Source organism: uncultured Flavobacterium sp. (assembly GCF_937967675.1).
Taxonomy (GTDB): Bacteria; Bacteroidota; Bacteroidia; order Flavobacteriales; family Flavobacteriaceae; genus Flavobacterium.
The window spans coordinates 1-20915 of sequence record NZ_CALBSN010000034.1; the positions used below are offsets into that span (position 1 = coordinate 1).

Consider the following 20915-nt stretch of genomic DNA (forward strand, 5'->3'; position numbering starts at 1 on the left):
AAGCCTTCCGTGAATTGCAATTGTTACACCGCGTTTGGAAAGAAGAAATTGGTCCGGTTGATCGTGAACACAGAGAAGCGATTTGGAACGAATTCAGCGAAATTACCAAACAAATGCACGATAAACGCGAAGGTTTATATGCTGAAGCAAGAGCAAAAGAATCAGACAACTTAGCGGTTAAAAACGAAATCATTTCGCAAATTATTGCTTTAGGAAACGAGAAAATCGATTCGCACAGTGGATGGCAAGCGCAAATTCAGAAAATGGAAACGTTGCGTGAAGCGTTCTTTAAAGCAGGAAAAGTGCCAGCGGAAGTGACGGAGGAAACTTGGGCTAACTTTAAGAATGCGGTTCGTTCTTTTAATGTGAATAAAAATGTTTTTTATAAAGACATCAAACACGAGCAAAACGAAAACTTAAATAAAAAGTTAGCCTTAGTAGAAAAAGCCAAATCGTTACAAGACAGTTCTGATTTCGCTGCTACAACTCCAATTATGAAGAAAATTCAAGACGATTGGAAGAAAATTGGGCACGTACCTCGTAAATATTCCGACAGTGTTTGGAAAGACTTTAAAGATGCTTGTAATGCGTATTTCGACAGAATGCATGAAGCAAGAAATGCCGAAACTAGTGAAGAAGTAGAAGCATTTGAAAAGAAAAAAGCATTCTTAGAAGAGTTGAAATCATTCACTTTAACGGGCGAACACAAAGCGGATTTAGATGCGATAAAAGCACACATTGCAACTTGGAAAACCTTTGGAAAAGTGCCTTTTAACAGAAGACACATCGAAGGAAAATTCAATAAGATTTTAGATGCTTTGTTTGAAAAACTAAGTATTTCTAAAAAAGACACCGAAATGATGCGTTTTAACAATCGCTTAGAGCAATTAGCAGAAGGCGACGACCGCAGAGCTTTAGAACAAGAGCAGTTCTTCATCAGAAAGAAAATCGACGAAGTACAAAGCGAAATTTTCCAGTTAGAAAACAACATTCAGTTTATTAGCAGTAGTTCGAAAGGTGAAAATCCTTTTATTAAAGAAGTTCAAAAAAGCATTGAACGCCACAAAGACGACTTGAAATTGTGGAAAGAAAAACTACAGCAAATTAAAAATATATAAGATTGAATCCCGAGTTTAGGCTCGGGATTTTTTTTGTTTCTTTATTTAAAAAAGTAGAGATAGAAAAAAAATTAAATTTATTTCCCTATTTTTGATAAACTAGAATCAAATACTACTTTTAACATAATTTAAAAATAATGAAAAGAATATTTTCTTTGCTTTTGATAACAAATTTATTTCTTTGGTCATGCTCATCCGATGATTCAGAGAACATTACGGATAATAACAATGGTTTTACTGTCAACAATACATTCTACTCAACTCCTCAGTTCATAGTTGGACCAGTTACTGAAAGACCAGACAGAGGATTCGATATTTATGAATTTTCCTTTAGAAATAGTAATGGGAATTATGTCCACATAGATGTAAATTCTCCAAATTTAAACGAATTAGAGTTAATGACTTATGAAATAACTCGAGGAGGAACAAGATATCCTGGTAAATCTGACTTAGGAAAAAACGGATATAACTTTCCAGAATGGGATGAATGGTATTATAGTACAGCAGGACACTTTTCAGATGGATTCATTAAAATTTCGAGAGAAAATGGAAAATTAGTATTTGAATATGAATTTAATTACAATGATGACACCAAAAGTATCAAAGGGTATGCTAAACAACCATAATATTAGCAAATAATATGAATTTATATTTTACACTAATAATAATCATTCTAACAATTGTTTGTTTTATACTATTCACTAAATATAAATTAGAAAAAGAAAGGTACAAAAATTTGAAACTATCAAATGAAAATTTAGATAAGTTAGAGATTTATAATCAAAATTTGAAAGAAGAACTACTTAAAGTAAAAGAACAAAATATTTTAGAAAAAGAAGACGCATTTAATCGTGGGTTTGAAAATGGGAAAAGAATTAATAGCTATGAAGTACAAATACATCCATATCAAGATATTTTTATAAATAAAAAAACTTTTAGTACTGAAGAAGTAATTAAAATTGGCTATAAATATATCATTTTCATTAATGGTTTACCATTTCCCAATTCTCACATTGAAATTATAGAAACAATTTCAAGAAAAGAGATTAGCGAAGAAAGAATTAGTGAAATTTTAAATAAAATTAGTGAATTAACTAACTTAATACCTAATGCTAATATTCAATTAATTGGTAGTTTATCTGAATTTGGCAAAAAACTTTTAAATCAAAAAAAATAAATCAACATACTGCTGAGAGCATAATTCAAATAGACAAAAAGCCATCAAATAAAAATATCGCCCCTACAGGACTTACTAATCGTTGTGTTTATTTTTTTACCCATATTCCGTTCCTACGGAGCTACCTACATTCCGTTCCTACGGAACTAAAAAAGTAAATACAAGTGTTGTAAAATGCCGTTAGGCATGAAATATGGGTAACTTAAAGTAACATAGCTGGCAAAAATCCCGTAGGGATGACATAAAAGAGATGCTTAACAGCATGACAAACTAGGCGTGATATGCGTTATGTGATACTTCGTTACCTCAGCATGACAAACTAAATGGAAAACTTTGCGTGCTTTGCGAAACAACTTAGCGCCTTTGCGTTTAATAAAGAGATACTGAAACAAGTTCAGCATAACAAAGCTAAACTGAACACTGAGACTGAAAACTGCGACTGAACACTACAACTTCTTCGCTTCTTCCCAAAAAACATCCATTTCCGCCAAAGTCATGTCCATTAAAGGTTTGCCTAATTCGGTGGCTTTGCTTTCTAAATATTGAAAACGTTTGATGAATTTTTTATTCGTGCGTTCTAATGCATCTTCTGGGTTTACTTTTAAGAATCGGGCATAATTTATCATGGAAAACAAAACATCGCCAAATTCGGCTTCTATTTTATCTTGATTGCCGGCTTGTACCTCAACTTGGAGTTCGTTTAGTTCTTCTTGTACTTTGTCCCAAACTTGGTGTGGCTCTTCCCAATCAAATCCAACACCTTTTACTTTATCTTGAATGCGGCTTGCTTTTACTAATGCCGGTAAACTTTTTGGCACACCTTCTAATACCGATTTTTTACCTTCTTTCAGTTTTAGTTTTTCCCAATTTTGCTTTACTTCTTCTTCGTCAGCCACAACCACATCGCCATAGATATGCGGATGACGATCGATTAATTTATCACAAATGGAATTCGCTACATCGCCAATATCAAAGGCATTGGTTTCGCTACCTATTTTCGCATAAAAGACAATGTGTAATAACACGTCGCCCAACTCTTTCTTTATTTCTTCTAAATCGTTATCTAAAATAGCATCGCCTAATTCATAGGTTTCTTCAATCGTTAAATGACGTAGACTTTCCAGCGTTTGCTTTTTATCCCACGGACATTTTTCGCGTAAATCGTCCATGATATCTAAAAGTCGGTTGAAAGCTTGTAGTTGTTGTTGGCGTGTGTTCATTATTAGTGATGTTTATTTGACGTTGAGACAAGCCATTGGCTTGTCTGTACTTATTTGCCTTTTAATCTTGGCTGATGAGACAAGCCATTGGCTTGTCTGTACTATATTGATGGAAATAATATCGTAAAAATAAAAAATCCCACGTGGAAAACGCAGGATTTTAAAGTATAATTTTTCCAAAGCTTATTCAGCAACTGGAGTTTCTTCTTCTTGTTTGATTTCTTTAGATAACGCTTCTACAGAAACGAAACCTTTAGGTTGTAACAAATTGTACCAGTTTAAGATTTTTTTGATATCAGAATTATATACTCTGTCTTCGTCAAATTCTGGTAAAATTTCTCTGAAATATGCTTTTAATTTTGCATCATCTTCTTTGTGAGACATTGCCATACCGTCGTTTTCTTTAGTAGCGATTGCTTTGAAAACTTCTGCTAAACGCACTTCTTCAGAATACGTATACACTGCTATTTCTGATAACAAACTTACGTTAGCTCTCATTCCAACTGTGATCTTTTTTCCGTCTAATAAAGATTCGGCAACAAATCCTGTACGTGTTTGAATTTTTAATTCATATAAACCTGGTTTCCCAGAAATAGCTAATATTTTTTGAATGCTCATATTTCTTACTTATTAAGGTTGGCAAATATATTATTTTAAAGTAAAAAGTGAAACGTAAAAAGTAAAAAGTTTAGTTAAAATAGCTATTAACTTTTCACTAATAACGAATTACTATTAACGTCCTTTTTTGTTTACGTATTTCATTTTATAATCGGGTCTTGCTTTACCATCCATAATGTTTTGCAATTTCTTCCCAATTAACTTCTTTTTCAGAATTGACAAATGATCGGTAAATAAAATTCCTTCGATATGATCGTACTCGTGTTGGATAACACGCGCGATTAAACCGTCGTACACTTCTGTTTTCTTATTGAAATCTTCATCAAAATATTCAATTGTAATCGTATCATGACGAAAAACATCTTCACGCACATCTGGAATACTCAAACATCCTTCGTTAAATCCCCAAATATCACCTTCTTCTTTGATTATTTTTGCATTGATGAACGTTTTTTTAAAATCTTTCATTAAAGCCGCTTCTTCTTTAGAAACGTCATCACTATCAGCAAAAGGTTCGGTATCAATAACAAACAAACGAATTGGCAAACCAACTTGTGGAGCCGCCAAACCTACGCCGTGTGCATGATACATGGTGTCATACATGTTCGCGATTGTTTCTTTAAGATTCGGATATTCTGGAGTAATGTCCTCTCCTACTTTACGTAAAACTGGTTCTCCGTATCCGTATATTGGTAAAATCATAATCTGTAATTTCTATTTTCTAACTTTTGAATTCTAAATTCCGAGTGCAAAAGTACTATTTTTTATAATGTAAATAATCTTGAAGCATAATTGTTGCGGCAATTTCGTCAACTAATGCTTTATTTCGTCGTTGTTTCTTTTTTAAACCACTATCAATCATGGTTTGGAATGCCATTTTGGAAGTAAAACGTTCATCTACACGTTCAACAGGCATTTCAGGGAAATTACTTTTGAAAGTCTCAAGAAATTTATTGATTATTTCTGCACTTTGCGAAGGCGTTCCATCCATTTGCTTTGGTTCGCCCAAAATTACTTTCTCTACTTTTTCTTTGCCAAAATAATCCTTTAAAAAAGAAATTGCAGTTTCAGATGGAATTGTAGTTAGCCCAAAAGCTATCATTTGCATTTCATCGGTAACGGCTATACCTGTTCGTTTGATTCCGTAATCTATGGCTAAAATTCTTGACATTTTATTTTTTTACAAAAATAAGGCATTTGTTTAACAAAATAGACTCCAAACTTTAAACTATTGATTTTTGCTTTCAAACAAATGATTTATCTTTGCTACTCAAATTTTGAAAAACATGACCAATTTACAAGCAACAATAGAACAAGCATGGGAAAATCGTGCTTTATTACAAGAAGAAACTACGCAAAAAGCCATTAGAGAAGTTATCGAATTATTAGATAGCGGAAAACTTCGTGTAGCCGAACCAGTTGAAAAAGGTTGGCAAGTAAACGAATGGGTTAAAAAAGCAGTGGTAATGTACTTCCCTATTCAAAAAATGGAAACTTGGGAATCGGGTATTTTTGAATATCACGATAAAATGTTATTGAAACGCAATTATGCTGAAAAAGGAATTCGTGTAGTTCCAAATGCAGTGGCAAGATATGGTGCTTATATTTCTTCGGGTGTAATTTTGATGCCAAGTTACGTAAACATTGGAGCTTATGTAGATGAAGGCACGATGGTGGATACTTGGGCAACCGTAGGAAGTTGTGCGCAAATTGGAAAACATGTTCACCTTTCGGGTGGTGTTGGAATTGGTGGCGTTTTAGAACCATTACAAGCGGCTCCAGTAATTATTGAAGATGGTGCATTCATTGGTTCAAGATGTATTGTGGTAGAAGGTGTTCACGTAGGAAAAGAAGCGGTTTTAGGTGCGAACGTATGCTTAACTGGTTCTACGAAAATTATTGATGTTACTGGTGATGAACCAATTGAATATAAAGGAGTAGTTCCAGCTCGTTCAGTAGTAATTCCTGGAAGTTATACAAAGAAATTCCCTGCTGGAGATTATCAAGTGCCTTGTGCGATTATCATTGGACAAAGAAAACCTTCAACCGATTTGAAGACTTCTTTAAATGATGCTTTAAGAGAATATAACGTAGCGGTATAAATCAAAGTAAGAAGTTAAAATAATAAAGTGAGTTCCAATTCATAACCAAATTGTTGTGAATTGGAATTTTTATTTTCATTAATAAGAAATTACAAGTAAATAAATTGTACATCTTGATTGAATAGTTAAATTTGCTAAAAATTACCTTTTATGTCAAACTATTTTAGCAGTGTAAAACTATTTTTCAAGCGCTTTTTTGTGGTTCTTTTTATTTACCAAATTTGTCGTTTGTTATTTTACTTTTTCAATAAAAATGCCTTTGAAAACATTTCTGCTAAGGTTTTTTTAGGCGGTATTCATTTTGATTTATCGGCAATTGCCTACATCAATTTAATTTTTGCGCTTTTACATTTTCTTCCTGGTAATTTTAAATACAAACCCAACTACCAAAAGTATTTGAAAATTGGATTCTTTGTAGTGAATTTGATATTCATTTTAACCAATTTTGTTGATTTTGAATATTACAAATTCACCGGCAGAAGAAGTACATTTGGTATGATTACCGCAAGCGGAATGGAAAATGAAATTGGCGGATTAATCTTTTCCTTTTTGATTGAATTTTGGTATTTACCACTTCTTGCTTTGGTTTTAGGAATACTATTCTGGAAGGCAACTCCAAATTTAAAATCTGCAACCGAACAAAGTGCAAACTGGTCACAAATAGCGAAACAATCTGGCATGTTTGTGCTTTTAATGGGATTTGTTTTCTTGTTAGGTCGTGGTGGAATACAAAAAAAACCTATTAAAATTGTTGATGCTGTAAATTATGGTTCTATCAATCAATCTGCGATAGTTTTAAATACTCCATTTTGTATCTTAAAAACCCTTGGAAAAAAAGAAACTTTAGAATCTCCAAAATACTTTTCAGAAACCGAATTAAATCAAATTTTCAATCCAATTACAGAAATTACTTCAACTGAAAATCCAAACAAAAAAAACGTTGTAATTATAATTTTGGAAAGTTTTGGACGAGAAAATATCCAACGCGGACAAACGCCTTTTTTAGATGGATTAATTGAAAAATCGTTATTTTTTGAAAATGGTTTTGCCAATGGAAAACTTTCTATTGACGCGGTTCCTTCTACTCTTTCAAGCATTCCAAGTCTAATGAATACTTCGTTAATTACGTCAAGTTATTCGATTAACGAAGTGTATGGATTGCCAAAAATTTTAAAAGATAACGGATATCAAACGGCATTTTTTCACGGTGCTTTTAACGGAAGCCAAAATTTTGATCAATATTGTAAAGTGGCTGGTTTTGATAATTATTTTGGAAAGAATGAATACGTTGGTCCAGAAGCATTTGACGGAAGATGGGGCGTTTTTGATGAGGAATTTATGCAATATTTTTCAGGTAAAATGACCGAATTTAAACAACCTTTTTTTAGTACAATTTTCACTATTTCATCTCACAATCCTTACATAGTTCCCGAAAAATACAAAGGAAAATTTCCAAAAGGAACTACTAAAATTCATGAAAGTATTGCGTATGCTGACAATGCTTTGAAACGCTTTTTCGATACCGCTTCTAAAGAAGAATGGTATAAAAACACACTATTCGTAATTACTTCTGATCACACTTCATCTGAACCAACTGAGAAAAAATTTAAAACTAATGTTGGAAAATTTAGAGTGCCAATTCTGTTTTTTGACCCTTCAAATCCTTCTATCGTTGGAAAAAATCAGAAGAATTTACAACAAATTGACATCATGCCTTCGATACTTGATTATTTGAATATTGATAGTAAAATGATTACGTATGGTAAATCGTATCAGTCTGAAAAAGATTTTGTGGTGTATTATTTAGACAACATTTACCATTATGTTTCGGGCGATTATTACTTGGCTTTCGACGGAAAAAAATCGTTGGGATTATTTAATTTCAAGAAAGATGAATTGCTAAAAACCAATTTAATCAAAACCGAAAAAGCAAAAGCAACCGAAATGGAAACGTTTATAAAAGCGTATATTCAATCGTTCAACGAACGAATTATTGGAAATAAATTAACTTTGACAAAATAAAAACAATTTGTAATGAATAGGATTTTGGTTATTCAAAATAAAATGATTGGAGATGTTTTGATTAGTAGCATCATTTGCAACAATTTAAAAAAAGCATATCCAAATGCACAAATTGATTATTTAGTTAATGATAATACAATCGATGTTTTAAAAGGAAACCCTAATATTGATTCATTAATCATCTTTGAAAAGAAACATCAAAACAGCACTTACGAACTTATAAAATTTGCTATAGGACTTAGAAAAAACAAATACGATTTAGTTATTGATGCTTATTCAAAACTACAAAGTTGGATAATTGTATTGCTTTGTGGAGGTAAGAGAAAAATTTCATATAAAAAAATTGGTCGCACATTTTTATACGATGACAACATTCCATATGCAGAAAACCCTTCTAGTAACCTTGGATTAGCAATTGAAAGAAGACTTTCTTTGTTAACTCCATTGAATTTGAATTTTGAACTTGATGGTCAACCCAAATTATTCTTGGATCAGTTAGAAAAAGATTTTGCTGATAAAATATTTGAAAATCACAAAGTAGACAAATCAAAAAAAACAGTAATGATAAGTTTATTAGGAAGTGAAAAACTCAAAACCTATCCTCTTCAATATATGACAGAAATTATAGATTTTATTTCTGACAAGTATAATGTTAACATACTTTTTAATTATTTCCCAAAACAACTTGAAGAAGCTAAAATTGTTTTTAATAGTTGCAGAAAAAGCACTCAACAAAATATTTACTTTGACTTATTAGGTTCAAATTTACGAGAATATATTGCTATTATGGATAATTGTGATATAATTATTGGCAATGATGGAGGTGCTATAAATTTAGCAAAAGCACTTAACAAACCTTCTTTCATTATATTTTCGCCTTGGATAGAGAAAAAAATCTGGGCTACTTTTGAAGATGGAAAAAAACATTTATCAATTCATTTGAATGATATCGCACCTGATTTAATTAGTAGTAAAACAGAAAAAGAGTTAAAAGAAAACGCTATACAACTTTACGAAAAATTAGAACCAAGATTTGTAATTGAAAAAATTACTCCTTTTTTAGATTCTCATCTTTTATAATACCAGTTGAAATCCAAGTAATATTATTTTTAATGTTATACGCTCTTAATGCCAAGTTCTTATTCCATTCTTCTTGATTGAAATAAGCGCGTGCATGATCTAAATGCAAACAAACAGCACTGTAACGAATTTGTTTTGATAAAATTCCGAAGTTGAACAAACGTTCTCCTACTTCTCTATCCAAACCACCGTATTGCATTTCTTCGTTAAAACCATTCACCGCAATTAAATCTTTCTTAAAACAAGACGTATTGTGACCGTTGAAGGTTCGTTTTGTTGGAGTTAACCAATTCATGAATGAAGCAAAAAGTGAAATTTTGGTCAGCTTTGATAATTTAAACGTTTTTGAAACTCCATTTTTAATCAGCCAAGAAATCGAAAAACAATCTTGATTTTTAATGTTTTCCAATGAAATTTTCTGAGAAGTTTCCATCGGTAATTTAAAATAACCTCCAGACAGAAAATAACCTTCTTCTTGGTGTTTTAAATGTTGGGCAACAAAATCTTTTCGTGGAATACAATCACCATCGGTAAAAAGTAAATAATCGGAATTGGTTTTTAAGATAGCTTTATTTAAGATTTTACATTTCTGAAAACCATTATCTTCTTGCCAAACATGAACAATTGGAAACTTAAATTGGCTTTGAAAAGATTCAATTATTGTTTTTGTTTTTTCGGTAGAACCATCATCGGCAATAACAACCTCAAAGTCTGGCTCGGTTTGGACGCTGTATCCAACAAGCACTTTTTGAAGCCATTCTTCCGAATTATATGTGGTGATGATTACCGATAATTTCATCTAACGAATTAAAAGTGAAAAATACTACTTTTTCCAGAACTTTAATTTCTTTTTGATTCTTTTTTTTCTGCAAAAACATTAAAAAAAAATTATTCGAAATCTCTAAATTGTTTTTGATGATTGAGTTGCCAAATATCATCATTTAATAAGGATTTCAAAAATAATTCGGCACTATTTCCTTTTCCGAAATCGCTTTCTGTTGGTTGTACTTGATGCGTATCAATAACACTCAAAGCTTTAGAAATTTGCTCTGATGTATAATCAACATTGATGATATCGGCGTGAAGTGCCCTATTTTGTTGGCGTGTTCCAATATTGATAATCGGCAAACCATAATAAGGAGCTTCTCGAATGCCCGCACTACTATTTCCAATAATGAACTGGGATTTTTTCAATAAGGTTAAGAAATATTCAAATCGCAACGATGGAAAAATGCGAAAACGAGGATTTCCTTTTAATTTCTCATACGCTTTCAAAATGGTTTGACTTCCTAAATCGTTATTGGGATATACTACCACATAATTATGATGATCAGCTAATAAAGCATCCACAAAATGATCTGCATATTCCTGCATGAATTTGGCTTCTGTTGTCACCGGATGAAACATCGCAACGGCGTAGGTATCAAAGGTAATATCATAATACTGTTTTGCCGTTTCTAAATCAGGTAACGTATTGGAAAACATAATATCTACATCTGGAGAACCGATTGTAAAAATAGCATGTTCTAATTCGCCCATTTGAATCAAGCGTTTTTTGGCTTGAGGGTTAGACACAAAATGCACGTGACTCATTTTACTGGTTGAGTGACGAATCAACTCATCGATAGTTCCAGAGACTTCTCCTCCTTCAATATGCGCTACTAAAATATTATTCAAACTTCCAACGATAGCGCCTGCTAAGGCTTCCACTCGATCGCCATGAATCACAATCATATCAGGATCGCAAGATTTCACATAAGCAGAAAGTCCTTCAATGGTCTTCGCTAAAGTCAAATCCATAGTGGTTTCATGGGTGTGATTTTCGAAGGTATGAATATTGGTAAATCCACATCGCTCTACTTCTAGCAAAGTATAACCATATTCTTTTTGCAAATGCATACCCGTAACAAAAATATAAGGCTCAAATGCCGCATGTCCTTCCAAAATTTGAATCAAGGATTTTATTTTACCAAAATCGGCACGAGTACCGGTAAGAAATAGGATTTTTTTAGACATTTTTTGTTTGCTATCGTGTTGCAAATATAGGATTTTTGGTTAATACCTGACAGGTTTCTAACACCTGTCAAGTATTACCATCATATTTTCTTATTACTCAAAATCCCCAAAATCCAATTGCTCATCATGGGCAATATCTCTTGTGGCTTTTTTTCCTAATAACGAATCAAAATGCTCCGCTAAAATTTTTCCTGTTCCGGGGCGTTTTACCCAAATATTTTCTTTGGTCAACACTTCTCCTTTTTTAATTGGAGCAATAGAACAAACCGTTGCAAAAGCGAAATCAATAGTTACTTGTTCTTCATCAGCGGGTTTTTTGGTTCCACCTCGCATTTGAGCCATTTCAGCACTATTAATGATTAATTCTTTTGCGGCTTGCTCATCCATACTACATACAATATCTGGACCTGTTCGGTTCATGTGGTCGGTGAAGTGGCGTTCTAAAATGGAAGCCCCTAAAGCAACCGCACCCAAACAAGCATTATTGTTTAACGTATGATCCGATAATCCAAAAACTTTATCAGGGAATGCTTGATGCATTTCCATCATAGCACCAAATCGTACTAAATGAATTGGAGTGGGATATAAATTGGTTGTATGCAATAAAGCCACTGGAATATTGTGTTTATCAAAAATAGCTACCGCTTTTTGAATACTTGCTATGGTATTCATACCCGTACTTAAAATAACAGGTTTTCCAAAAGAAGCAATATGCTCCAACAAAGGATAATTATTACATTCTCCCGAACCAATTTTATAAGCTGGAATATCAAACTTTTTCAAGCGTTCGGCTGCAGCACGCGAGAAAGGCGTTGAAATAAAAATCATGCCTTTGCTTTCCACATAATTTTTCAATTCTAATTCGTCTTCTTCGTTTAAAGCACAACGTTCCATAATTTCGTAAATGGAAACATCAGCATTGCCTGGAATAACTTTTTTAGCAGCACCACTCATTTCGTCAGCTACAATATGGGTTTGGTGTTTCACGACCTCAACTCCTGCTCTATGTGCAGCATCAACCATTTCTTTGGCTACTTGCAAAGAACCTTCGTGATTAATTCCGATTTCAGCGATAACTAATGATGGAAAATCGGGTCCTATTTTTCTTCCTGCTATTTCTATGTAGGGATTCATTTTTATTTGGTTTAAAGTGTTAGATAATGGGTTAAAAGTTCTTTTTGTTAAGCAAATACTCTGCATAATCAAAGTCTTCGTGTGTATCGATATCTACATTAGCAAAAGGATGATTGACTTCTAATGGAAATGCTTCTTTTGTAATGATTTCATTATTTAGTATAGCGGATGATTTTGAAATATAAAGCAACCCATTTTCATAATATAAGGGCTCTAAATCTTGACTACGTTGCCCCACTTCATAGTTGTAAGGAATAAATCTATTATTTATAATTTTTCCTAATTTATGATGACTGCGCGAAACGGTAAACAGACTATTTGTTTGTTGTTCTTGAAAAATCGCAAAAGCATTTTGTAGTAAATTTTGTGGTCGCAATGGATTAGTAGCTTGTAATAAAATTACATTTTCAATTATTTCATCAATTGATTCTAAAACATGTTTTAAAGCAGAAACAGTAGGCTCCAAATCACCTGAAAGTGCTTGAGGTCTATCAATAACTATAGCGCCATATTGCAAAGCTATTTCTTTAATAACATCATCATCGGTAGAAACATAAACCGCATCGATAAAATTATGCTGTTTGGCATATAGAATACTGTGGGCCAACAAAGGAATTTCGCCCAATAGTTTTGTATTTTTTCCAGGTAAACGTTTGGATCCGCCTCGTGCTGGGATTATGGCTATAGTTTTCATTTTTAATTTTACAATAAAACGATGTTAAACATATAAAAGGTATTACTTTTTCCAGAACTTTAATTTCTTTTTAATTCTTTTTTTTCGATGAAATCGATGTTGGAAATCAGAAGTTAGTTTCCACATGGTTTCAAAAACTGTATTTTCATCATCACCTGAAAGTTTGGCATATTCGTTACTCATTACTGCAATCATGTCTTTCTTATGTGTAATCTTTGATAAATTCTTCATTCGGGTTTGAAAATTCATAGTTTCATGAAATTGCATTCGGTTCAAGTCCACTAAAAAAAAGGAATAACTTACGTCGTTATTTTTTCGAATTAGAGTATTTCCAGGTGAATGATCTAAAAATTCAATGCCTTTTTCGTGCATTTCAAAGGTAAATTGAGCAAACTTTCTAATAATAAAATCTCGGTTTTCAAAAGCTTCATTTTGGACAATTTCTCTGAATTCAAATACATTTTCTAAATGTTCACAAACGTAATAACTATCTTTAAGCCCAATGAAATCATAATTTTCAAAAAAAGCGACAGGTTGAGGAGTACCAATTTGCATTTCCATCAATTTTGAAGCAAATTCGAAGGAACGACGTGCTTTTGATTTTCTGAAGTATCGATAAACTATTTTGTTAATTAAATTTGGTTTTTTAAACGATTTAATACTGAGCGTAATTTCTTCAAATTCAAATAGTTTAATTATATTTCTTTGTCCGTTAACTAGAATTTTTCCTTCGATTAAAAAATGATCAATCAAAAAAACAATCCTTTCTTGTAAATCTTTAAACTTATTATGAATTAAATACTTCATTTAAAATATTTTAAAATTAAATTAACTTAATACTAAATTTATGTTAATAATCAACAACTATACTATATTTTTGCAAAAAACAAAATATGCATTCCAAAACAATTTTTCCAATAAAATTATTTTTCATTTTTTTAGTAAATACTTTATTGACATTGATAATTTCAATAAAGTATTATGATTTTGTTGAAAATGTAAATTCAATAAATGCAAATATATTTATTATTATTTCACAAATTGGCCATTTTGCAGTTTTAAGTAGTATTCCTTTGTTTCTTTCTCTTTTACTATTTTTTGTTTCAAAAAGAATATTACTTACAAAATTTATAAATATTATATCTTCTAGTTTACTTTTAATTCTAGTTAAATTAGATACCATTGTTTTTAGTCAATTTAGGTACCATCTATCGCCAATGGTTTTTAAATTGGCATTTGGCAAAAGAGCAAGCGATATTTTTCAATTTTCAAATGAAAATTACATTACTGCATTTTTATTTATTATTGGAGTTGTTGGTTTTCAACTGTTACTATTCATGTTGATTAATAGAATTTCTTTTGAGAACACTAAATTTAGAAAAATTATAAAAACTTTTTCATTTACTTTTTTAATAATTATTTTAGTTTCTCATATAGGATTTGCATGGTCTGACGCAAATAGTTATAGACAAATTACTCAAACTAAAAATTTATTTCCTGCTTATTATCCTTTAACTGCAGAAAATTTATTTATAAAATTAAATCTTGTAAATAAAGATTTATCTAAAAATGAAATCGCAATAGAAACAGAATCTAAAACTATAAATTATCCATTAAAAAATATAGATAGTAATAATACAACTAATAAAAACATTCTTTTAATTGTAATTGACTCGTGGAGATATGATTATTTAACTGAAGAGATAACTCCAAACATCTATAATTTTAAAAAATCCGCACAAGAATTTACCAATCATAAAAGCGGATCAAACATGACTACAGGGGGGATTTTCTCTATGTTTTATGGAATTCCAGCAACTTATTTTGACTCATTTACGGGAATAAATAAAGGTCCGGTCATGATTGATCAATTTATAAAACAAAAATATGACGTCAATATATTAAGTAGTTCTACTGTTGAAAATCCTCCTTTTAATAAAAATGTTTTTACCAAAGTAAAAAATCTTAAGTTAAATACTGATGGTAATTCACCTGCGGAAAGAGACATGTGTATTTTTAATTCTTGGACCAACTATATTGAAAATTACAATCAAAAAAATCCGTTTTTTGGTTTCTTATTTTTTGATGCAGCACATGGTTTTGATTTCCCTAAAAACTACAAAGCTCCATTTAAACCGTATCTTGACAAAGTTGATTATTTAGCTTTTGATGATGATTACGACCCTAAACCGCTAATTAACAGGTATAAAAATTGTTTACATTATGTTGATGATTTAATCGGAAAAATCATATCGCAACTCGATAAAAAAAATAAATTAGAAAACACTATTATAATTATAACTTCTGATCACGGACAAGAATTTAATGATTCTAAAAAAGGATACTGGCAGCATGGAGGGAATTTTTCAAAATATCAAATCAACACACCCTTCATATTATATGATTATAATAAAGCTCCAAAAAAATACAATCATCTTACGCTACATTATGATATAGCACCGACAATTATGAGCAATTATTTAGGAGTAAACAATAGTCCTAAAGAGTATTCTTCAGGAAAAAACTTGTTTGACACTTCTAAAAGGGATTTTTTCATTTGCGGTTATAATCAAAAATTTGCTATAGTAGAAACTAATAGAATAACCAATATTTACACATCAGGTTTATTAGACGTTGTTGACAATAATTTAAACGTCCTAGATGAAGAACCAAATAGTGAATATCTATTACAGACAATGAACGAAATAAGAAAGTTTTACAAATAAATTAAAGAAAATCTATATCATTATCTAGGATATCATTTATTTTATTGAGGTTTTCCATACCTAAAACGACTTTCTTTTTAATATTCTGCAAATTTTCTAATGAACTTGAATAAAAAGTAAATCCTAAATCAAACGAAAAGTCCTTAGATAAATTTAGCAGTTCTATTGGAAATAATTTGGGTATAAAGGAAACATCTGATAACAATTTTGTATAATCGGTAGTTTCTCTTGGATGTTGTTTTACGTAAACTTTGTAACCCTCACTTATTGCTTTTTCAACAACTTTTTTATAAAGCTTAATTTTTACATTTTCTGTTAAATGCCCGTCTTCAGACAAAGGCTGTGTTATTAATATCATTTTTTTTTCTTGAGAAAATGTAATTTCATCTCCTAAAAAGCAATTAATCAATTGTTTTTTTTCAATTTCTGATAAATTTTGTTGTAATAAATTTAAATCCATTTTTACAGATTTATTTCTCAAAAACTGATCCTTCATGTTCTCAGGATGCTGTACTAAAATTTCTTTAACTTGCTTATCATAGCCCATTAAAATTGGAAACTTAATTAAATATTTTCTTTTTAAATATCTAGATTTAGGCATTCTATGCAAATAGGTACCTAATCCTTCTTCTACCATTCTAAATAAATTATTAGGATATTTTATTAAAAAATAGGCTCTAGTTCTTACAACATGAAATAAATTAATTTCAGAATTTCTTATAAAAAAATCATTCTCAACTAAAATTGGGTTAGTTTTTTCAAATAGCTCAACTAAACCTTTCTCCCTGTTGAAAATATAATTAAAAAGTCCTAAATTTTTTTTAAAATCTGTTAAAATAGAATAACTCTTTATTGACAAAACAGATTCAAACAATTGTAATTCATTTATTTTAGGGATAAGTTTTTCAATATCTTCAACCCTATCATTAATTACAATCAATAATGATTTTTTACCTTCCTTTTTTGCTTGGTGTGCTAATAAAATGGATATGTATATATGATAAAGAGAACATCCAACAAATGTTTGATTCATTTTTAAAATTTTTAGAATATTTTTGTAAAAATAATTAAATTATGAACACAGAGGTACACAACGCATTCGAAGTTATAAAAAATGGAGGTATTATTTTATACCCAACCGATACCGTTTGGGGAATTGGTTGCGATGCTACTAATGAAGAAGCCGTAAAAAAAATCTATGCTTTAAAACAACGTGAAGAAACCAAAAGCATGATTGTTTTAATGAATGGCGAACGCATGATGTATAACGTTTTCAAAGAAATTCCTGAAGTGGCTTGGCAAATTTTAGATTTATCAGAAAAACCAACGACTTTAATTTTAGATAATCCTCGAAATGTTGCCAAAAATATCGTAGCAGAAGACAACACATTAGGTGTTAGAATCGTTACCGAACCTTTTTGCTTTAAACTGATGGAACGCATGAAAAAACCATTGGTTTCAACTTCAGCAAATATCTCAGGAATGTTTACACCAAAAACTTTTAAAGAAATTAGCCCTGAAATTATAAAAGGTGTCGACTATGTAGTAAATTTGCAGCACGATAAAGTTTGCAAAAATCCTTCTACGATTATCAAATTAGGTTTAGATAGTCAAGTAAAAGTGATTCGCAAATAAAAAAGCACCGCAGATTCGCAGATTAAAATTATATTATGGATGATTTTTTATGTAAAGACAAAACTTACCAAATTATTGGAGTTCTATTTGAAGTCCATAAAAATTTAGGGAAAGGATTTTCTGAAATTGTATATAAAGACGCCATCGAATTTGAGTTGCAACAAGCTAACATCCCATACGAAAGAGAAAAAGAATATGTAGTAAATTACAAAAACACAGTATTAAAACATAAATTTTATGCTGATTTTGTAGTTTTTAATGAAATTATATTAGAAATAAAAACTGTCGATTGTTTTAACAATGCTCATTACAATCAATGTTTAAATTATTTGAAAGTTTCAGGAAATGAATTAGCACTTTTAGTTAATTTTAATTCTGTATCACTTGAACACAAAAGAGTTGTACTTTCAAAAAAATAAAAATCTGCGAATCTGCGGTAATAACATGAATTACAAACAACATTTAGAACATAACATCTTCAAAATCATTTCACAAGCAGCACAAGAACTCAACTTGGAATGCTATGTAATTGGTGGTTTTGTTCGCGATATTTTGTTAAACAGAGATCACAAAAAAGACATCGACATCGTTGCCGTTGGTAGCGGAATTGAATTAGCTTTGAAAGTTTCCGAATTAATTCCGTTTCATCCAAAAGTACAAGTTTTCAAAAACTACGGTACGGCGATGCTACGCTATGACGACATTGATGTGGAATTTGTAGGAGCTAGAAAAGAATCTTATACACACGACAGCAGAAATCCTCTTGTTGAAAACGGAACCTTAAAAGACGATCAAGAACGAAGAGATTTTACGATAAATGCATTGGCTTTTTCTTTGAATTCTGAAAACTTTGGTGATTTAGTTGATCCTTTTAACGGTGTAGAAGATTTGAAAAACAAAATCATCAAAACACCTTTAAATCCAGATATTACGTATTCCGATGATCCGTTGCGAATGATGCGAGCGATTCGTTTTGCTACGCAATTGAATTTCGAAATCGAATCAGAATCTTTAGAGGCGATTTCAAAAAATAAAGATAGAATCAACATCATTTCAGGCGAAAGAATTGTAGATGAATTACATAAAATTTTAGCTTCTGATAAACCTTCAATTGGATTTTTACATTTGTACCAAACCGGTTTATTAGATATCATTTTACCTGAATTAACCGCTTTGAATAATGTCGAAGAAGTCGAAGGTCACACACACAAGAACAATTTTTATCACACCTTAGAAGTAGTAGATAATATTTGTCCAAATACTGATGATGTTTGGTTGCGATGGTCAGCATTGTTGCATGATATAGGAAAGGCACCAACCAAAAGATTCAACAAAAAACAAGGTTGGACGTTCCACGGACACGAATTTTTGGGTGGAAAAATGGTCAAAAAAATATTTGAACGTTTGCACATGCCGTTGAATCACAAAATGAAATTTGTGCAAAAAATGGTTACGATGAGTTCGCGCCCAATTGTAATTGCAGAAGATATTGTTACGGATAGCGCAGTGCGTCGTTTGGTTTTTGATGCTGGAGAAGATATCGATAGTTTGATGACTTTATGTAAAGCCGATATCACGACTAAAAATCCAAAGAAATTTCAGAAATACCACAAAAACTTCGACATTGTAAAAGAGAAGATTGTAGAAGTTGAAGAAAAAGATAGAGTTCGAGTTTTTCAACCACCAATTTCAGGCGAAGAAATCATGGAATTATTTGGTTTAAAACCATGTAGAGAAATTGGAGTTTTGAAAGAAGCCGTTAAAGAAGCTATTTTAGAAGGTGAAATTCCGAATGAATATGAAGCTGCTAAGGATTTTGTCCTAAACAAAGCTTCAAAAATGGGATTGAAAAAACTATAAAAATTATAATCTGTTAAAGCACTTTTCAAATACGCATTACGTAAATTTGGGGTGCTTTTTGAATATCAAGAAAAATGAAAACAAATAAATCAGTCATTTATTGGCTACTTTCGGGATGTGTTTTGTTATTTATCATGGTAACTGTAGGTGGAATTACTCGTTTAACCAACTCCGGTTTATCCATGACTGATTGGCATTTAATTAACGACACCTTCCCTCCTATGTCGGAAGAAAAATGGGTAGAAGCTTTTGAAGAATACAAGAAATTTCCAGAATACCAAAAAGTAAATCAATACAAAGATTTTCAATTAGACGATTATAAATTCATTTTCTTTTGGGAATGGTTTCATCGTTTTATTGGTCGCATTATTGGTGTGGTTTTCATTATTCCGTTTGTTTATTTCTTAATCAAAAAGAAATTAGATAACGAAACCATCAAAAAATGTTTTATTCTTTTAGGAATGGGCGCTTTTCAAGGATTTTTGGGTTGGTTCATGGTAGCCAGTGGTTTAAAAGACATGCCTGATGTGAGTCATTTCAGATTAGCGATTCACTTAACATTTGCTTTTATTACATTTGCTTATACACTTTGGGTTGCTTTGGATTTAATTTATCCTGAAAGAAAATTACCTGTTGCTGAATTAAGAAAAATCGCCCGAATTGCTTTAGTAATTCTAATCATTCAAATCATTTACGGAGGTTTTGTAGCAGGATTAAATGCAGGTTTAATTCACAATCATTGGCCATTAATGAGCGACGGACAATTCTTCCATGAAAGTATCCGATTAGAACAATCGAATTTACTTTTAGCATTTACAGAAGGAAAAAGTGGTGTACAATTTATTCACAGAACATTCGCTTATGTGGTAGTTGGAATGATTATTTTCTTATTCATGAAAAGCAGAAAATTTGTATTAGACAAAAGACAAGATAACGGAGTTAAAACGTTGTTGGTTTTTGTATTTATCCAGTTCCTATTAGGAGTTTTCACCTTGTTATTTCACGTGCCGCTTTGGTTAGGATTAGCACATCAAATTATGGCGTTCTTTTTATTGACTGCCATGACGTTCACATTGCATAGATTTAGTAAATAATGAAATACTATTTCCATCTTCAATATAAAATGATAAATCGTTCGTTTATTGAATATGGAATGCCTATAATTTTAGGTTATTTTATTCTGATTTTTGCTTTCATTTTGGGTTCCAAAACCCTTTTTGAAAAAGTAGATTATGCAAATTATCTTTATATTTTAACCTATTGTATTCTGATTCTAAAACTTAGTGAAGTTACTCGAAATAGATTTTTAAAATATTGTTTTAAATCCTCAGATTATAAACTCATTAGAATTTCCGAAAACATTTTAATTGCTCTACCTTTCATTGCTTTTTTAATCTATCTTAAAAATTTTCTATTTATTCCTGCTTATATAATTTAGCAATCATTTTAGGGTTTATAAGTTTAAAATCTATTTATAATTTTATAATTCCAACACCTTTTTCAAAACAGCCAT

General features: G+C 31.1%; 21 protein-coding genes. 11 read left to right on the plus strand and 10 right to left on the minus strand.

Annotated features, from left to right (window positions below):
* From Q0075_RS01840 to Q0075_RS01850, 3 genes are all read left to right on the plus strand, one after another.
* Positions 1 to 1118, plus strand: a 1118-nt coding sequence (locus Q0075_RS01840) for a DUF349 domain-containing protein (protein WP_297868037.1), incomplete at its 5' end; no start/stop codon positions are given.
* A gap of 137 nt (positions 1119 to 1255) precedes the next feature.
* A complete protein-coding gene (locus Q0075_RS01845; RefSeq protein WP_297868038.1) occupies positions 1256 to 1744 on the plus strand; it encodes a hypothetical protein in 489 nt (162 codons plus the stop codon).
* Positions 1745 to 1854: 110 nt separating this feature from the next.
* Positions 1855 to 2295 (plus strand): hypothetical protein, encoded by a 441-nt coding sequence (locus Q0075_RS01850; RefSeq protein WP_297868039.1) that lies wholly within the window; start codon positions 1855 to 1857, stop codon positions 2293 to 2295.
* Positions 2296 to 2741: 446 nt separating this feature from the next.
* Here the strand turns inward: Q0075_RS01850 and mazG are convergent, their stop codons facing one another.
* From mazG to ruvX, 4 genes are all read right to left on the minus strand, one after another.
* Positions 2742 to 3515, minus strand: coding sequence for a nucleoside triphosphate pyrophosphohydrolase (gene mazG / locus Q0075_RS01855; protein ID WP_026724666.1), 774 nt, complete (start codon positions 3513 to 3515; stop codon positions 2742 to 2744).
* A 183-nt stretch (positions 3516 to 3698) separates the two neighbouring features.
* Positions 3699 to 4133, minus strand: a complete 435-nt coding sequence (locus Q0075_RS01860) for a DUF5606 domain-containing protein (RefSeq protein ID WP_297868040.1) — start codon at positions 4131 to 4133, stop codon at positions 3699 to 3701.
* A gap of 114 nt (positions 4134 to 4247) precedes the next feature.
* Positions 4248 to 4835, minus strand: a complete 588-nt coding sequence (def, locus tag Q0075_RS01865) for a peptide deformylase (protein ID WP_297868041.1) — start codon at positions 4833 to 4835, stop codon at positions 4248 to 4250.
* Between the two features lie 55 nt (positions 4836 to 4890).
* Positions 4891 to 5304, minus strand: a complete 414-nt coding sequence (gene ruvX / locus Q0075_RS01870; protein ID WP_297868042.1) for a Holliday junction resolvase RuvX — start codon at positions 5302 to 5304, stop codon at positions 4891 to 4893.
* 115 nt (positions 5305 to 5419) lie between these two features.
* On the opposite strand from ruvX, the gene Q0075_RS01875 reads away from it, so the two are divergent.
* The 3 genes from Q0075_RS01875 (at position 5420) to Q0075_RS01885 (ending at position 9337) form a co-directional block, all read left to right on the plus strand.
* A complete protein-coding gene (locus Q0075_RS01875; RefSeq protein ID WP_297868043.1) occupies positions 5420 to 6235 on the plus strand; it encodes a 2,3,4,5-tetrahydropyridine-2,6-dicarboxylate N-succinyltransferase in 816 nt (271 codons plus the stop codon).
* Between the two features lie 150 nt (positions 6236 to 6385).
* Entirely contained in the window at positions 6386 to 8257 is a 1872-nt protein-coding gene (locus tag Q0075_RS01880) for an LTA synthase family protein (RefSeq protein WP_297868044.1), read from the plus strand.
* Between the two features lie 12 nt (positions 8258 to 8269).
* The gene (locus tag Q0075_RS01885; protein ID WP_297868045.1) at positions 8270 to 9337 is read left to right on the plus strand and encodes a glycosyltransferase family 9 protein; all 1068 of its coding nucleotides are present in this window, start codon (positions 8270 to 8272) and stop codon (positions 9335 to 9337) included.
* Here Q0075_RS01885 and Q0075_RS01890 read toward each other — a convergent pair.
* From Q0075_RS01890 to Q0075_RS01910, 5 genes are all read right to left on the minus strand, one after another.
* Positions 9306 to 10136, minus strand: a complete 831-nt coding sequence (locus tag Q0075_RS01890) for a glycosyltransferase family 2 protein (protein WP_297868046.1) — start codon at positions 10134 to 10136, stop codon at positions 9306 to 9308. The two genes, Q0075_RS01885 and Q0075_RS01890, sit on opposite strands and share 32 nt — an antisense overlap.
* A gap of 89 nt (positions 10137 to 10225) precedes the next feature.
* Complete coding sequence (gene neuC / locus Q0075_RS01895; RefSeq protein WP_297868047.1) at positions 10226 to 11353, minus strand: UDP-N-acetylglucosamine 2-epimerase; 1128 nt, start codon at positions 11351 to 11353, stop codon at positions 10226 to 10228.
* A 93-nt stretch (positions 11354 to 11446) separates the two neighbouring features.
* Positions 11447 to 12487: an N-acetylneuraminate synthase gene (gene neuB, locus Q0075_RS01900; protein ID WP_297868048.1), complete on the minus strand. Its 1041-nt coding sequence runs from the start codon at positions 12485 to 12487 to the stop codon at positions 11447 to 11449.
* Positions 12488 to 12518: 31 nt separating this feature from the next.
* On the minus strand, positions 12519 to 13181 hold the full coding sequence (locus Q0075_RS01905; RefSeq protein WP_297868049.1) for an acylneuraminate cytidylyltransferase family protein: 663 nt from the start codon (positions 13179 to 13181) through the stop codon (positions 12519 to 12521).
* A 42-nt stretch (positions 13182 to 13223) separates the two neighbouring features.
* Positions 13224 to 13988, minus strand: a complete 765-nt coding sequence (locus Q0075_RS01910; protein ID WP_026724653.1) for a lipopolysaccharide kinase InaA family protein — start codon at positions 13986 to 13988, stop codon at positions 13224 to 13226.
* Positions 13989 to 14074: 86 nt separating this feature from the next.
* Here Q0075_RS01910 and Q0075_RS01915 point away from each other — a divergent pair, with 86 nt between their 5' ends.
* Positions 14075 to 15907, plus strand: coding sequence for a DUF3413 domain-containing protein (locus Q0075_RS01915; protein WP_297868050.1), 1833 nt, complete (start codon positions 14075 to 14077; stop codon positions 15905 to 15907).
* 1 nt (position 15908) lies between these two features.
* Here Q0075_RS01915 and Q0075_RS01920 read toward each other — a convergent pair whose 3' ends face one another.
* The gene (locus Q0075_RS01920; RefSeq protein WP_297868051.1) at positions 15909 to 16940 is read right to left on the minus strand and encodes a polysialyltransferase family glycosyltransferase; all 1032 of its coding nucleotides are present in this window, start codon (positions 16938 to 16940) and stop codon (positions 15909 to 15911) included.
* 41 nt (positions 16941 to 16981) lie between these two features.
* On the opposite strand from Q0075_RS01920, the gene Q0075_RS01925 reads away from it, so the two are divergent.
* The 4 genes from Q0075_RS01925 (at position 16982) to Q0075_RS01940 (ending at position 20496) form a co-directional block, all read left to right on the plus strand.
* Positions 16982 to 17542 carry an L-threonylcarbamoyladenylate synthase gene (locus Q0075_RS01925; protein WP_297868052.1) on the plus strand — a complete coding sequence of 187 codons (561 nt, stop codon included), beginning with the start codon at positions 16982 to 16984 and terminating at the stop codon, positions 17540 to 17542.
* A gap of 35 nt (positions 17543 to 17577) precedes the next feature.
* A complete protein-coding gene (locus Q0075_RS01930; RefSeq protein ID WP_297868053.1) occupies positions 17578 to 17961 on the plus strand; it encodes a GxxExxY protein in 384 nt (127 codons plus the stop codon).
* A gap of 25 nt (positions 17962 to 17986) precedes the next feature.
* Complete coding sequence (locus tag Q0075_RS01935; protein WP_297868054.1) at positions 17987 to 19402, plus strand: HD domain-containing protein; 1416 nt, start codon at positions 17987 to 17989, stop codon at positions 19400 to 19402.
* A 74-nt stretch (positions 19403 to 19476) separates the two neighbouring features.
* Positions 19477 to 20496 carry a COX15/CtaA family protein gene (locus Q0075_RS01940; protein WP_297868055.1) on the plus strand — a complete coding sequence of 340 codons (1020 nt, stop codon included), beginning with the start codon at positions 19477 to 19479 and terminating at the stop codon, positions 20494 to 20496.
* Positions 20497 to 20915 lie beyond the last annotated feature (419 nt).

Bases quoted from the DNA above. Each gene is read 5' to 3' on its own strand.
- Q0075_RS01890 (WP_297868046.1), bottom strand. From the start codon at position 10,136: ATGAAATTATCGGTAATCATCACCACATATAATTCGGAAGAATGGCTT.
- Q0075_RS01935 (WP_297868054.1), top strand. From the start codon at position 17,987: ATGAATTACAAACAACATTTAGAACATAACATCTTCAAAATCATTTCA.
- neuB (WP_297868048.1), bottom strand. From the start codon at position 12,487: ATGAATCCCTACATAGAAATAGCAGGAAGAAAAATAGGACCCGATTTT.
- mazG (WP_026724666.1), bottom strand. From the start codon at position 3,515: ATGAACACACGCCAACAACAACTACAAGCTTTCAACCGACTTTTAGAT.
- Q0075_RS01910 (WP_026724653.1), bottom strand. From the start codon at position 13,988: ATGAAGTATTTAATTCATAATAAGTTTAAAGATTTACAAGAAAGGATT.
- Q0075_RS01915 (WP_297868050.1), top strand. From the start codon at position 14,075: ATGCATTCCAAAACAATTTTTCCAATAAAATTATTTTTCATTTTTTTA.
- Q0075_RS01860 (WP_297868040.1), bottom strand. From the start codon at position 4,133: ATGAGCATTCAAAAAATATTAGCTATTTCTGGGAAACCAGGTTTATAT.
- Q0075_RS01875 (WP_297868043.1), top strand. From the start codon at position 5,420: ATGACCAATTTACAAGCAACAATAGAACAAGCATGGGAAAATCGTGCT.
- def (WP_297868041.1), bottom strand. From the start codon at position 4,835: ATGATTTTACCAATATACGGATACGGAGAACCAGTTTTACGTAAAGTA.
- Q0075_RS01845 (WP_297868038.1), top strand. From the start codon at position 1,256: ATGAAAAGAATATTTTCTTTGCTTTTGATAACAAATTTATTTCTTTGG.
- Q0075_RS01880 (WP_297868044.1), top strand. From the start codon at position 6,386: ATGTCAAACTATTTTAGCAGTGTAAAACTATTTTTCAAGCGCTTTTTT.
- Q0075_RS01930 (WP_297868053.1), top strand. From the start codon at position 17,578: ATGGATGATTTTTTATGTAAAGACAAAACTTACCAAATTATTGGAGTT.
- Q0075_RS01885 (WP_297868045.1), top strand. From the start codon at position 8,270: ATGAATAGGATTTTGGTTATTCAAAATAAAATGATTGGAGATGTTTTG.
- Q0075_RS01940 (WP_297868055.1), top strand. From the start codon at position 19,477: ATGAAAACAAATAAATCAGTCATTTATTGGCTACTTTCGGGATGTGTT.
- Q0075_RS01920 (WP_297868051.1), bottom strand. From the start codon at position 16,940: ATGAATCAAACATTTGTTGGATGTTCTCTTTATCATATATACATATCC.
- Q0075_RS01905 (WP_297868049.1), bottom strand. From the start codon at position 13,181: ATGAAAACTATAGCCATAATCCCAGCACGAGGCGGATCCAAACGTTTA.
- neuC (WP_297868047.1), bottom strand. From the start codon at position 11,353: ATGTCTAAAAAAATCCTATTTCTTACCGGTACTCGTGCCGATTTTGGT.
- Q0075_RS01925 (WP_297868052.1), top strand. From the start codon at position 16,982: ATGAACACAGAGGTACACAACGCATTCGAAGTTATAAAAAATGGAGGT.
- ruvX (WP_297868042.1), bottom strand. From the start codon at position 5,304: ATGTCAAGAATTTTAGCCATAGATTACGGAATCAAACGAACAGGTATA.